Here is a 12194-nt window from a genome sequence, read left to right as displayed (position 1 = left end):
CAATGCGCCATGACACGCAACACTCCCCCCGTCGACACGCTCTCGCCCCGTGAACGCATCCTGCATGCGGCCCATGCCTTGTTTTACGGCCAGGGCATACGCGCCACCGGGGTCGACAAGATCATTGAAGCCGCCGCAGTCACCAAGGTGACGTTCTATCGGCACTATCCCAGCAAGGAATTGCTGGTAATGGCCTATCTTGAGTTCCGCCACGAACGCTGGATGCAGTGGTTTCGAGGGAGTCTCGCGTCCAACCTGGCCGCCGGCGCCTCGCAGATCGACGCGCTGGCGCTCACGCTGCGCGAGTGGTTCGACAGCGAAGAATTTCGCGGTTGCGCCTTCTTGAATGCCGCGGCCGAGTTCGGTTCCACGCATCCCGAGATACTGAAGATCGTCCGCGAGCACAAGAACGATGTCGCGAGATGTCTGGACGAGATCTTCGAGAGCCCCGGCCACTCCCTGGGCGGCCCCCTCACGGTCGCCATCGACGGCGCCATCGTGCACGCCCAGATGGGTGAATCCACCGATCGCGCCATCGATGCAATGCGGAGTCTCTCGCACTGCGTTCTGGATGAGTGACGCCAGCGTAGGCGTATGTTGGTTGCCGCGAATGGCTCTCCAGGTCGGCGCCTATCCGAGAAACTTCGCGATTTCCGTTGCCTTTCGGAGTTGCGGGCGCGATGTGGCCGACTTTCGTTCAATTGCCTTGAGCGTGAGGCGGGAACGCCGGCAGTGCGACCGACGATGGCCCAAGTTATCTAATCTCGGAGGTCGTTAGCGCCCGCGCAGGCCATCGCTGCTCAACACCGCTCCTCAGCATCACGTGAGATTCAATCCGCCATCGGACAGCAGAATTTCGCCTGTCAGATAGTGGGATTCGATGAGCATGGACACGGCCTGTGCAATATCGTCCGGGCTTGCCGCCCGCCGCATTGGCGCGCGCTCTCGCCACAACTGCTGGGCCTGCGTCCAGTCAGCGGTCAACGGTGTATCCACAAGCCCTGGCGCGACGGCATTCACACGAATGTCTGGGGCCAGTGAGACCGCAAGCAAGCGCGTGACGTGATTCAGCGCCGCCTTCGTTGCGGCGTAAGGGATGGAAGCCCCTTTCGGGCGAACGCCTGCATGCGAACTCACGTTGACCACGCAAGCAGGCCGTCCGTCAGCGGCAGACGCCCGCAGTGCAGCCTCCGCTTCCGCAACGATACGAAACGGCGCAATGACGTTGACCTCGTGCAGCTCGCGCCATATGTCAGGCGTCGCTGCTGCCATGTCGGCATGGGGAACCACGCGGCTGATTCCCGCATTGTTCACGACTACATCCAATCGACCCCATTGCGCGATGGCTTCTTGCACCAGTCGTATCCGGTCTGCATCGTCTGCGAGGTCTGCTTGCACGTAGGCCGCCAAACCCAGCTCACGCGCCATGGCCATGCCTACGTCCACCGAGCTGCGCGAATGCAAAACGACTGCGTAACCATCGCGGGATAGCCGGCGCGCTATCGCTGCTCCGATACCCGAAGTCGATCCGGTGACGAGAGCAACACGTTGTGGTTGAGCCATAGAGAAGCCGAATGAAATGGAAAAGGGGAGTTTTGCATACTGGGCGTCATGCTGCATGCCGCCGCACTTAAAGGGTAGACATCTGTCCCGGCAGCCACAGCGCCAGTTGCGGCGCGGCCAGCAGCAGCACGATCAGCAGCAACAGCATGGCGAGGAAAGGCATCACGCCCACCACGACGTCCATGAATTTTCCTTCGCCTCGCACGCTGTGCACCACGAACAGATTCATGCCGAAAGGCGGCGTGAGTTGGCCCATCTCGCACAGCACGATCAGCAGCACACCGAACCACACGGGGTCGTAGCCCAGCGCCACCACGATGGGAACGGTGAGCGGCGCCGTGGTCACGAGCATGGCAAGCGTGTCCATGAAGCAGCCGAGCAGGATGTAGAACAGAATGATCGCAAGCATCATGCCCAGGGGCGGCAGGTCCAGGCTGGTCACCGTGCTCACCAGCATTGTCGTCAGGCCGATCGACGACAGCACGAAGTTCAGAAAGAACGCGGCCAGCGTGATGAGGATGATCATGCCGGTGGTACGCAACGTGGCTTCAAACGCGCGGCCCAGCATTTGCCAGGTCAGCACGCGCTTGCCGGCGCACAGCAACGTCGCGGCCACCACGCCCAGCGCGGCGGACTCGCTGGCGGTGGCGATGCCGCCGTAGATGACGCCGATAACCAGCGCGAAGATGGCGAGGGGCGGCAGCAAGTGCGGCAGTGCGTCGATGCGTTCGGCCCAGCTGACTGTGGGGCGCTTGCCGGCCAGACCCGGTCGCCACAGGCACAGGCCAACGATCAGCCCGATGAACAGCACGGTGAGCAGTACGCCCGGCACGGTGGCGGCCAGGTAGAGCTTGGGCACCGACACGTTGGCGATCAGTGCGTACACGATCATGTTGATCGACGGCGGGATCAGAATGCCGAGCGTGCCGCCCGCCGCGATCGAACCCAGGAACAGCGGTGCGTGGTAACCCGCTTTGCGCTGCTCCGGCAGCGCCAGCGTGGAGATCGTGGCGGCGGTAGCGACGCTTGAACCGCTGGTGGCCGAGAACAAGGCCGATGCGCCAATGTTGGCGTTCATCAGTCCTCCCGGCAGCCACGAAACCCACTTGGACACGGCGCCGTACATGCGGCCAGCCACGCCCGAATGCACCAGCAGTTCGCCCATCAGCACATACAGTGGAATCGCGACCAGCAGGAACTCGGCGCTGGTGCCCCAGGCCAGTTCGCCGATGGCGTTGCTCAGTCGCAGCGGCGAATACGCGCCGGCCAGACTCATGCCCAACAGGCCCACGGAAGCGGCTGCGGTCACACTCAGCGCCAGCAGGCCGAGCAGCATGGAAATCGTCATTATCAACATGGCTCACTCCTGGGGTTGCGTGCGCGCCGGCACGAGCGCGTCGGCGGTTTCTTCTTCAATGCCCTCTTCCACGGTGTGGATGCCGATCAGCGCGTTGACCGCCTGCCAGCGGCCGCGCATCACGCGGCCCAACGCGCAGGCGCCCAGCACCACGATGGTGAGCAGGAAGAATGCGTAGCCCGCAAACCACAGCGATTGTGGGATCCATTGCGGCACCTGCAACGGCGTGTTGGAGACCGACTGGAAGGCGATGGAGTCGGCCAGCACGAACCATGCGTGCCAGGTCAGCGTGCCCACGAACACGCCAAGGCAAATGAGCGCGAACAGGTCGAGCGCCACTCGCGCCTTGGGGGGAAGATGGGTGTAGACCACGTCGACCCGAATGTGCGAGCGGCGCAGCAAGGTAATGGGGAAGGCCCAGGCGCTTGCTACCGCGAGCGTGTAGCCGGCCAGCTCGTCGGCGCCGCCGATCGAGACGCCCGCCACCTTGCGCGCGATCAGGTCGATCACGATGAGCCAGGATACGAGCAGCAGGCCAAGGCCGCCTATCCAGGCGCCGATGCGAGATACGCGCTCAAGCAGGCGCAACGAACCATGCGTTTCTGTCGTCATGAGAGTTCCTTGAGATTCAACGCAGCGTCACGCCCAGGGCCTGGCCCACGGACGCGCTCCAGTTGGCGGCGCATTCTTCGCCACAGCGCCGCGCCCAGCGGCTTGCCATGTCGGTGGCCACCTCGCGCAACGCGGCGCGCTCGGCCTCGTCGGGCGCCGTGGCGTGCATGTCGGCCTTCGTGTGGATGCGGCATTCGCCCTGTCCGGTGTTGCAGGCCAGCGCGTATTCGCCTTCGCGGCCGGTCTCGTCCCACAAGCGCTGCTCCAGCACCTGCGCCTCTTTGAGCATGAACTGCTGCACGGCGGGGTCGAGCTTCTGCCAGCGGCGTTCGGCGATGGCGTAGAAGCCGATGGACCAGTCGATCGGCAGTAGATAGAGGTTCTTGGCCACGTCGTACCATTTCGCGGCGTTGCCCGAGCCGATGCCGGTGACCGCGCAATCGACCACGCCTGTCTGCAAGGCAGGAATCACCTCGGCAAATGGAATGGTCACGGGTGCGCCGCCCAGCGCACGCACGTATTCGGCCATGTTGCTGCCGCGCGTGCGCACCTTGCGCCCCTTCAGATCGGCCAGGCGCGTGATGGGCGAGCGACAGAAGAACACCTGGGCGGTGTACGGCACGGTGGCCAGGAGCCGCACGCCGTGGCGCTTGAGCATGCGCTGCTCCAGCACAGGGCGATAGGCGGCGACCATCTTGCGCGCGGTGGCGAAGTCGGCCGCCATGCCGGGCAGGTCCACGCCCTCGAAGGTTGGATCGTCACCGCTTACGAATGCGAATACGCCCATGCCCACGTCGAGCGCCCCGGCGCGCATCAGGCGCACGATCTCCGGGCCCTTGAGGCCGCTCTCCGACAGGCCAACCAGTTCGGCTGTAATCTTGCCGCCGGAATCTTGCGGCAAGGTCTTTTCCCAAAAGGGCTTCTCGACGGCCGAGAAGGTGTAGTTGTGGCTGCCGCCGCCGACCACCGCGAAATGGGTTTCGGGCAGCGCGGCGGTCTGGGCGTTGGCCGGTTCGGGCGTGGCGAGCGAGGACGCGACGGCAGCCAGCAGCGCCGCCAGAATGCTGCATTTCATATTTTCCCCTGTGTTGTTGGTATGGAGGCGCGCGCGTCGCGCGCATCGCTGCGGTGTCGGGTCAGACCGCGTTCGCCTGCGCGTGTGCGTGTGCGTGGGCACGCTCGCGATGCCAATCGGAATGACGCTGGAACACCTCGGCCAGATACAGCGCCAGCCGGTCTTCGCCGCCAGGACACAGAATCTGCAGGCCGGTGGGCAGGCCGGCTTCGTCGCGGCCGTTGGGCACCGACACCCCGCACATCTGCAAGAGGTTGCCGATGCGGGTGTAATGCACCGGTGCATTGGCGTGATCGATCTCGGTGAGCGGCAGCGCGGTGGTGAACGTGGTGGGCGTCAGCAGTCCCGCCACGCCTTGCAGACGCGTCTGCATCTCTGCTTGCAGCCGATCGCGCTCGCGTAGCGCGGCCAGATACCGCACCGCCGGCACGTCCAGTCCAACCAGCAGGCGTGGACGCACCGAGTCATCCACCGGCAGGGTGGAATCAGTCATCTCGCGCTCGAACGAGGCCACGCCTTCGGTCATCATGATGTCGCCGGTCACGGCCTTGAATTCGGCCAGCGTGGCGGGCAGTGCGACCTCAACGATTTGCGCACCCAGGCCCTGATATAGCGCGATCGACGCTTCGTAGGCCCGGCGCACGGCGGGCGTGACGTCTGCGAGAAATGCCTCCGGCAGACGGCCCAGCGTGGCGCCGGCGATGCCGAAGCGCGACGCGTCGAGCGGCTCGCGCCATTCGCCCGGTTCGGCTGGCGCCAGCACGTCGAACACCAGGCGCGCGTCGGCGGCGCTGTGGGCGAAAATGCCGACGCTGTCGAGCGTCTGGCTCAAGGTCACCACGCCGCGCGATGAGATGCGGCCCACGGTCGGCTTCAGACCGGTGATGCCGCAGTAACTGGCCGGCACGCGCACCGAGCCGCCGGTGTCGGTGCCGATCGCGGCCGGCGCCAGGCGCCCCGCCACCGCCACCGCCGAGCCGCTGCTTGAACCGCCCGGTATGCGATGCACGTGGTCGTCCCAGGGATTGCGGGGCGTGCCCATGTGCTGATTGAAGCCCCACGCGCCCATGGCGAATTGCACCATGTGAGTCTTGCCCAGGATGATGGCGCCGGCGTGCTGCAACTGCTGCACCAACTCCGCCGTGCGCGCGGCAACGGTGTTGGCATGTATCGGCGAGCCGATGGTGGTCGGCCGGCCCGTAATGTCGATCAGGTCCTTTAGCGCAATCGGCACGCCATGCAGCGGACCCAGCCAGATACCCTGGTCCAGCTGCAAGTCGGCCGCGCGCGCGGCGGCCAGCGCCTCGTCGGCATACACCGCGACGTAGGCGTGCAGCCACGCATCGAGCGCCGTGATGCGCTCCAGATAGTCGCTCACCAGCGTTTCCGCGCGCAGTTCGCGGCGGCGTAGACGCTCGGCCAGTTCGGTGATGTCCAGGTCGATGCTCATCTTCATGCTCCTTGGGCCGCCGCGATGGCGCGTTCAATCTGCGAGCGCGAGCCCACGATGTCGGGGAATTTCTCGCCGGCGCGCAGCCGCGCCAAGGTGGTCTGTTCCTGGGTCTGGAAGTCGATTGCGCGTTGGGCGGCAGCACGCACGGCGGCGCGGTCGAGCACCAGCACGCCGTTCTCATCGGCCAGCACTGCTGCGCCCGCCCACACCGTGACGCCGCCGCAGTTGATCGTGCCGCAGAACTCGCCTTCATGGCCGAGCAGCCGCGTCGTGATCACCGATGGTCCCTTGGACCATACGGGCAGGCCATGCTGGCGCAGCTCGCCCAGGTCCGTGACCACGCCGTCCACGATGATGCCGGCCACACCCGCCTGTTTGGCGGCGTAGGCCATGGCGCCGCCGAAAGCCGCCGTCACGGCCTCGCCGCAGCGGTCGATCACCAACACGTCGCCAGGCCGCACGCATGCCATGGCATGGTGCAGAATGCCGCCATCGCTGCCCGGCATGCGCACCGTCACGGCCGGCCCGGCGATGCGCACGTCCTGCTGATGCGCGCGGATATCGTTACGCATGAAGCCCGTGGTCTGGAAGTGGCCGATGGTGGCCGGCTCGGCCTTCTGCAACAGCGCCAGATCGTCGGGCGGCAGCGCAGCGGGCATGGGATGAATCAGATACATCGTGTGTGTTCACTACAATCAGATGGGCCGGAACCCGTTGGAAAAAAAGTATCACGCGGGCTTTCCGGCTCAATAATCAAAGTTTCGGCGCTGTTTGAAAAAGACTCCTTATCATGCGGATAACCCTAAGCCAGCTTGAGGCCTTCTACTGGACGGCAAAGCTGGGCAGTATCCATGCGGCCGCGCGTCATCTGCACGTGACGCAGCCTGCCGTGTCGGCACGCATCCGCGAACTCGAAAGCGCGCTCGAAGTGCAGCTGTTCGATCGCTCGCGCCAGCGCGTGAGCCTTACCGACGTAGGCCAATCAGCGCTGCGGCATGCTGAAAGCGCGTTGCACAGTACGCGCCAGCTTGAACACTTCGGCAAGGACCGCAGCCTGGGCGGAAAGCTGCGGCTGGGCGCGGATGAATGCTCGGCCAACGTGGGCCTTACCGCCGTGATCGCGCAGCTCAAAGAGCACTATCCCTCGCTGGCATTGGAGATGACGGTGGACGTGGGCTCGGTGCTGAACAGCAAGCTCAATGCGGGCGAGCTCGATATGGCGCTGCTCACCAATCCGGCCACCGGCGACACCGTCACCGACGTGTTCATCGGCTGGATGACCTTTCACTGGGTGGCCTCACCCACGCTGCACATCACGGCCGATCCGTTTCGCGCCGAGCATGCGCGCGGCCATCACATCGCCACGCACTCGCCACCCTCCACGCTCTATACCGTGGTCGAAAATTGGCTGGCCTCGGGCGGCGTCGATATGTCGGGGCCCAGCACCACGAATTCGCTGGCGCTGATCTCGCGCCTGATCGCGGCCGGCCACGCCATCGGCATCCTGCCGGTGCCGCTGCTTCAGGACATGCTGACCATGGGCGTGCTGCGCGCCCTGCCCGCCGATCCGCCGATCCCGCCCGCGCGCTTCTACATCTCGTATCTCACGGCTTCGCACGGTGCTCACATCGACTCGATCGTGGACATCACGCGCGACACGCTCACGCGTTTGAACTTCCTGGCGCCCATCGACGCCACGCCGGCGCACGCCGACAAGGCATGACAAAAGGGGCCGCAGAAGCGGCCCCCTATCTGGTGCAAGGCCATCGCACCAGGACCGTGTGGCGGCAGGCTCAGTCGATTCGCGCACCCGACACGCGTACGACTTCGCCCCATTTCTGTACCTCGGCTTCCACCAGCGTCACGAATTGCTGGCGGTCGGTGAGCGGCGGAATCACCAGGCCGACGGCGCCGAGTTTTTCCTGAATGGCGGGCGACTGCATGGCGCTACGCGTGGCCTCGAACAGCTTCTGGAAGACCGGTGGCGGTAGCCCAGCGGGTGCGCTCAGGCCAAACCAGTATTCCGACGAGAATCCCGGATAGCCGCTTTCGGCGACGGTGGGTGTGTCGGGATAGGTGGGATTGCGCTGGGCGCTGCCGATGGCAAGCGCGCGCAATTTGCCGGCGCGCACGTGTGGCAAGGCCGTGTCCTGGTTTACGAACAGCACGTCGACGCGGCCCGCCAGTACATCATTGATCGCAGCCGAACCACCGTTGTAGGGCACGTGCATGATGTCGAGCTTGGCGCGCTGCTTGAGCATTTCCATGCCCAGATGGCCGGTGGTGCCGTTGCCAGACGAGGCGTAGGAATACTTGCCGGGTTGCTTGTGCACCAGCTCGACGAACTCGGCCAGCGTCTTGGCCGGGAAGGTGGGAGCGGTCACGAGTACATCGGAGCCGAACGCCAGCACGGCGACCTGGTCCAGCTGGTCGAGCTTATAGGGAAGCTTGCTGTACAGGCCCTGGTTGGTGGCGATTCCCACGCCCGACACCAACAGCGTGTAGCCGTCGGGCCGGGCCTGGGTCACATAGGCCGTGCCGATGTTGCTGTTGGCGCCGCCCTTGTTCTCGACCACGATCGTGGTGTTCAGTGCCTTGCCCATCTCCGAGGCCAGCAGGCGGCCGATGAAGTCGGTGCCGCCGCCAGCAGGGAACGGCACCACCAGGCTGATGGGCTTGCCGCCAGGAAAGTCGGCTGCCCGCGCTGGCGCGGCGGCCACGGTGAAGGCCATGCCGGCGATCAACGCGGGCGCCATCAACTTCAGAAATGTGTTGCGAACGGACGATGCCATCCCTGCCTTGCGGCATGCTTTATCCACGGCGTGCATGGTGTGATTCCCTTGTGTGTTATCGAGCGATTTTTTACCCGCAGGGAAAAATTAGCATGTGGGTTTGAGTCGCCAGTAATCACAAATGCCCGCTGAATTGAGAGATTTTTCTTATTACGGGTAATCCCGGCGATGTGTGGCGGACGCTCGATCACCCTACGTTCGACGGCCGGCTTGCGTGGCGGCTATCTAACCCGCAGCACGACCTTGCCCTTGGCGCGCCCACTATCCGAGTAGGCCAACGCTTGGACAGTGTCGTCAAAGGAAAACACTTTATCGACAACGGGCAGGATTGCACCAGATTCGACGAGGGTAGTGATCTGCTGCAACTGTGCTCCATCGGCGCGATTGAACACAAAGGTGTATTCGACGTTCTTCTGCTTGGCCTTCCTGCGAATGCCATGGCTCAACAGGCGCACGGCTTGCCTGATTGGCCATGGCAGAGCGCGCGCCGCCGCAAACGTCGGGGTTGGTGGTCCCGAGATGGAGATGAGATGCCCGCCCGGTTTCAGGACCTGGATGGATTTGTGTAGCACGTCGCTGTCCAGGCTGTTGAGCACCACGTCGTAGTCGCGCAGAACGGTCGAAAAATCTTGCTGCTTGTAGTCGATAACGACGTCCGCGCCCAAGGCTTTCACAAACGAGATGTTGGCGGTACTCGTGGTGGTGGCGACCCCTGCGCCCAGGTGCTTGGCGAGCTGGATGGCGATGGAGCCCACGCCACCGGAGCCGGCGTGGATCAGTACATTCTGTCCGCTTTTCAACTTGGCGGTTTCCACCAGCGCCTGCCAGGCGGTCAGGGCCACCAGCGGGAGGGAGGCGGCTTCGACCATGCTGACGTTTGCCGGCTTGAGCGCCAGTGATGATGCCTTGACGGCAATGAACTCGGCAAAGGCGCCCATGCGATCTACATCGGCGCGTGCATAGACTTCATCGCCCGGCTGGAACTGACGTACGCGGGCACCGACGCGCACGACCTTGCCGGCCACGTCGTTGCCCAGCACCAGCGGGAATCGATAGGGCAGGATCAGCTTGAATTCGCCACGCTTGATCTTCGCGTCCAGGGGATTGACGCTCGCTGCGTGGACTTGGATCAGGACATCATCGTCCCGCAGGGCCGGTTCCGGTATGTCGCCGATGCGGCCGGGGTCTTTCTTGCCATAGCGGTCGATGATGAAGGCTTTCATGGTTTTGCGTCTCAGGAAGGGCAGGCAAGCCGAAAGAGGCTGTCGCGAAGTCGAGTTCGGATGCGGGCGCACCGGCGCAGCGGTGCACCGCCCGCCGAACTTTCTTTCTCAGGCAATGCTGCGATAGCGTTCAGCAGCCTGTGCCTGTCGGATGTCGCCAAGCAGGGCCAGTCGCGAGGCTTCCAGTGTGTCCCAGCGTGCGGCCTCATGCAGCGGCGGAATGGTGACGGTCTCGCGGCGATCGAAGCCGACCAGGGCCGCATCGACCAGTTCATTCACGTCCATCACCTCGGGCAGCGTGTTGATGTCGATACCGGCGCGTTCCCAGATCTCGGTGCGCGTGGCCGCAGGCAGAACCGCTTGAACGTAAACCCCCTTGGGCGAGAGTTCCAGGTTCAGTCCCTGAGACAGAAACAGCACGAATGCCTTGGTTGCGCCGTAGATGGACATGCCGAATTCCGGAGTCAGGCCGACCACCGAGCCGATATTCACGATCGCGCCTTTGCCTGCCTTGGCCAGCCGTGGTGCGGCGGCGGCGGCCAAGCGCGTCGGCACGGTCGTGTTCAAGCTCACCAGCCGTTCGATGCTATCGGCGGATTGGTCGACGAAGCTGCCTGACTGGGCAATGCCAGCGTTGTTGATGAGGATGCCGATGTTCGCGTCGTCGCGCAGGCGCGCTTCGACAGTGGCCAGTTCATCGTGCTGCGTGAGATCAGCGCGCAGCACCTCGATCGCGACTCCGGATTCTTGGCGTAGTCGGTCGGCGAGCGCTTGCAGTCGTGCGCGGTCGCGCGCGACCAGCACGAGATCATGGCCGCGCCGCGCAAAGCGTTCGGCATAGGTTGCGCCGATGCCGCTGGAAGCGCCGGTGATGAGGACGGTCGGAAGATTGGACATAGTGGTTCTGCCTGGGGCGGATATGGAAAAGGGAGATCTGGCCAGAAGGGCCGCGTGCGCCGCGGCCTCGTCATCAGCCTTATTACGCGGGGATGTCGGCCAACGCCGGATAGTCGATGTAGCCATGTGCGCCGCCGCCGTACAAGGTCGCGGGATCCAATGCGGCAAGCGGCGCGCCGGCTTTCAGGCGTTCGACCAGATCGGGGTTGCTGATGAACGGACGGCCAAAGGCAAACAGGTCTGCCTTGTGTTCGCGCAGGTGGGTGGCGGCCAGTTGCAGGTCGTAGCCGTTGTTGGCCATATAGGTGCGTGTGAAGCGGCGGCGCAAGCTATCGAAGTCGAACGGCGCCACGTCGCGTGGGCCGCCCGTGGCCCCTTCCACCACGTGCAGGTAGACGATGCCAAGCGCATCGAGTTGTTCGGCGATGTAGTCGTACTGCGGCTGCGGATCGCTGCACGAAATGGCGCCGGCCGATGACACGGGCGAGATGCGCACGCCGGTGCGATCGGCGCCGATCTCCTTGATCACTGCTGCGGTGACTTCCAGCAGCAGCCGCGCGCGGTTTTCAATGGAGCCGCCGTAGGCGTCGGTACGCTGGTTGGCGCCGTCCTTGATGAACTGTTCCAGCAGATAACCGTTGGCGCCGTGGATCTCGACGCCGTCGAATCCGGCCGCGATGGCGTTGGCCGCGGCTTGGCGGAAGTCGTCCACGATGCCCGGCAACTCGGCGATGGACAGTGCACGCGGTTCGGACACGTCGACAAAGCCATTGTTGACGAAGGTCTTGGCCTGCGCGCGGATGGCCGAAGGCGCAACCGGGGCTGCTCCGCCATGCAGATCGACATGAGAGATCCGGCCGACGTGCCACAGTTGCGCGAAGATGCGCCCGCCTCGGGCGTGGACGGCGCTGGTGACTTCACGCCAACCCTGGATCTGTTCTTGCGTGTACAGGCCGGGGGTGTCCTGGTAGCCCTGCGCCTGAGCCGAGATTTGAGTGGCCTCGGTGATGATCAGGCCCGCCGAAGCGCGCTGCGCGTAGTAAGTGGCGGCCAGCGCGCTGGGCACCAGGCCCGCGCCGGCACGGTTGCGCGTCAGTGGCGCCATCACGATGCGATTCGCCAGGGTCAGCGAGCCCAGGGTGTAGGGCTGGAAAAGAGTGGTGTCGGTCATGTCGAGTCCGAGGGTTGAGCCTGAATGAGCCGCGGGACAGTGACTGCCCGG

Annotated in this window: 12 protein-coding genes; 2 read left to right on the top strand and 10 right to left on the bottom strand. The window is 64.5% G+C overall.

The features are described 5' to 3' along the window. Positions 1–9: 9 nt before the first annotated feature. On the top strand, positions 10–579 hold the full coding sequence (locus tag API01S_RS21710) for a TetR/AcrR family transcriptional regulator (protein ID WP_050728229.1): 570 nt from the start codon (positions 10–12) through the stop codon (positions 577–579). A gap of 240 nt (positions 580–819) precedes the next feature. Here the strand turns inward: API01S_RS21710 and API01S_RS21705 are convergent, their stop codons facing one another. The 6 genes from API01S_RS21705 to API01S_RS21680 form a co-directional block, all read right to left on the bottom strand. Then, positions 820–1563 carry an SDR family NAD(P)-dependent oxidoreductase gene (locus API01S_RS21705; RefSeq protein ID WP_061306214.1) on the bottom strand — a complete coding sequence of 248 codons (744 nt, stop codon included), beginning with the start codon at positions 1561–1563 and terminating at the stop codon, positions 820–822. A gap of 67 nt (positions 1564–1630) precedes the next feature. Further along, positions 1631–2920: a TRAP transporter large permease gene (locus API01S_RS21700; RefSeq protein ID WP_061306128.1), complete on the bottom strand. Its 1290-nt coding sequence runs from the start codon at positions 2918–2920 to the stop codon at positions 1631–1633. 3 nt (positions 2921–2923) lie between these two features. Further along, complete coding sequence (locus tag API01S_RS21695) at positions 2924–3532, bottom strand: TRAP transporter small permease subunit (protein ID WP_061306127.1); 609 nt, start codon at positions 3530–3532, stop codon at positions 2924–2926. Between the two features lie 16 nt (positions 3533–3548). Further along, positions 3549–4607 (bottom strand): TRAP transporter substrate-binding protein, encoded by a 1059-nt coding sequence (locus API01S_RS21690; protein ID WP_061306126.1) that lies wholly within the window; start codon positions 4605–4607, stop codon positions 3549–3551. Positions 4608–4668: 61 nt separating this feature from the next. Beyond that, positions 4669–6057 (bottom strand): amidase, encoded by a 1389-nt coding sequence (locus API01S_RS21685; RefSeq protein WP_061306125.1) that lies wholly within the window; start codon positions 6055–6057, stop codon positions 4669–4671. A gap of 2 nt (positions 6058–6059) precedes the next feature. Further along, positions 6060–6719 carry an RraA family protein gene (locus API01S_RS21680; protein ID WP_254598427.1) on the bottom strand — a complete coding sequence of 220 codons (660 nt, stop codon included), beginning with the start codon at positions 6717–6719 and terminating at the stop codon, positions 6060–6062. A gap of 131 nt (positions 6720–6850) precedes the next feature. Here API01S_RS21680 and API01S_RS21675 point away from each other — a divergent pair, with 131 nt between their 5' ends. Beyond that, positions 6851–7783, top strand: a complete 933-nt coding sequence (locus API01S_RS21675) for a LysR family transcriptional regulator (protein ID WP_050728222.1) — start codon at positions 6851–6853, stop codon at positions 7781–7783. Between the two features lie 70 nt (positions 7784–7853). Here the strand turns inward: API01S_RS21675 and API01S_RS21670 are convergent, their stop codons facing one another. The 4 genes from API01S_RS21670 to API01S_RS21655 form a co-directional block, all read right to left on the bottom strand. Then, a complete protein-coding gene (locus tag API01S_RS21670; RefSeq protein WP_061306123.1) occupies positions 7854–8852 on the bottom strand; it encodes a Bug family tripartite tricarboxylate transporter substrate binding protein in 999 nt (332 codons plus the stop codon). Positions 8853–9073: 221 nt separating this feature from the next. Beyond that, entirely contained in the window at positions 9074–10075 is a 1002-nt protein-coding gene (locus API01S_RS21665; protein WP_061306122.1) for an NADP-dependent oxidoreductase, read from the bottom strand. A 108-nt stretch (positions 10076–10183) separates the two neighbouring features. Next, positions 10184–10972: an SDR family NAD(P)-dependent oxidoreductase gene (locus API01S_RS21660; RefSeq protein WP_061306121.1), complete on the bottom strand. Its 789-nt coding sequence runs from the start codon at positions 10970–10972 to the stop codon at positions 10184–10186. 82 nt (positions 10973–11054) lie between these two features. After that, the gene (locus API01S_RS21655) at positions 11055–12143 is read right to left on the bottom strand and encodes an alkene reductase (RefSeq protein ID WP_061306120.1); all 1089 of its coding nucleotides are present in this window, start codon (positions 12141–12143) and stop codon (positions 11055–11057) included. Positions 12144–12194 lie beyond the last annotated feature (51 nt).

Source organism: Achromobacter piechaudii NBRC 102461 (assembly GCF_001571245.1).
Classification (GTDB): domain Bacteria; phylum Pseudomonadota; class Gammaproteobacteria; order Burkholderiales; family Burkholderiaceae_B; genus Achromobacter; species Achromobacter piechaudii.
This window is presented reverse-complemented; position numbering and strand designations above follow the sequence as displayed.

Bases quoted from the DNA above. Each gene is read 5' to 3' on its own strand.
- API01S_RS21670 (WP_061306123.1), bottom strand. From the start codon at position 8,852: ATGGCATCGTCCGTTCGCAACACATTTCTGAAGTTGATGGCGCCCGCG.
- API01S_RS21705 (WP_061306214.1), bottom strand. From the start codon at position 1,563: ATGGCTCAACCACAACGTGTTGCTCTCGTCACCGGATCGACTTCGGGT.
- API01S_RS21685 (WP_061306125.1), bottom strand. From the start codon at position 6,057: ATGAGCATCGACCTGGACATCACCGAACTGGCCGAGCGTCTACGCCGC.
- API01S_RS21680 (WP_254598427.1), bottom strand. From the start codon at position 6,719: ATGCCCGCTGCGCTGCCGCCCGACGATCTGGCGCTGTTGCAGAAGGCC.
- API01S_RS21655 (WP_061306120.1), bottom strand. From the start codon at position 12,143: ATGACCGACACCACTCTTTTCCAGCCCTACACCCTGGGCTCGCTGACC.
- API01S_RS21665 (WP_061306122.1), bottom strand. From the start codon at position 10,075: ATGAAAGCCTTCATCATCGACCGCTATGGCAAGAAAGACCCCGGCCGC.
- API01S_RS21700 (WP_061306128.1), bottom strand. From the start codon at position 2,920: ATGTTGATAATGACGATTTCCATGCTGCTCGGCCTGCTGGCGCTGAGT.
- API01S_RS21695 (WP_061306127.1), bottom strand. From the start codon at position 3,532: ATGACGACAGAAACGCATGGTTCGTTGCGCCTGCTTGAGCGCGTATCT.
- API01S_RS21675 (WP_050728222.1), top strand. From the start codon at position 6,851: ATGCGGATAACCCTAAGCCAGCTTGAGGCCTTCTACTGGACGGCAAAG.
- API01S_RS21710 (WP_050728229.1), top strand. From the start codon at position 10: ATGACACGCAACACTCCCCCCGTCGACACGCTCTCGCCCCGTGAACGC.
- API01S_RS21660 (WP_061306121.1), bottom strand. From the start codon at position 10,972: ATGTCCAATCTTCCGACCGTCCTCATCACCGGCGCTTCCAGCGGCATC.
- API01S_RS21690 (WP_061306126.1), bottom strand. From the start codon at position 4,607: ATGAAATGCAGCATTCTGGCGGCGCTGCTGGCTGCCGTCGCGTCCTCG.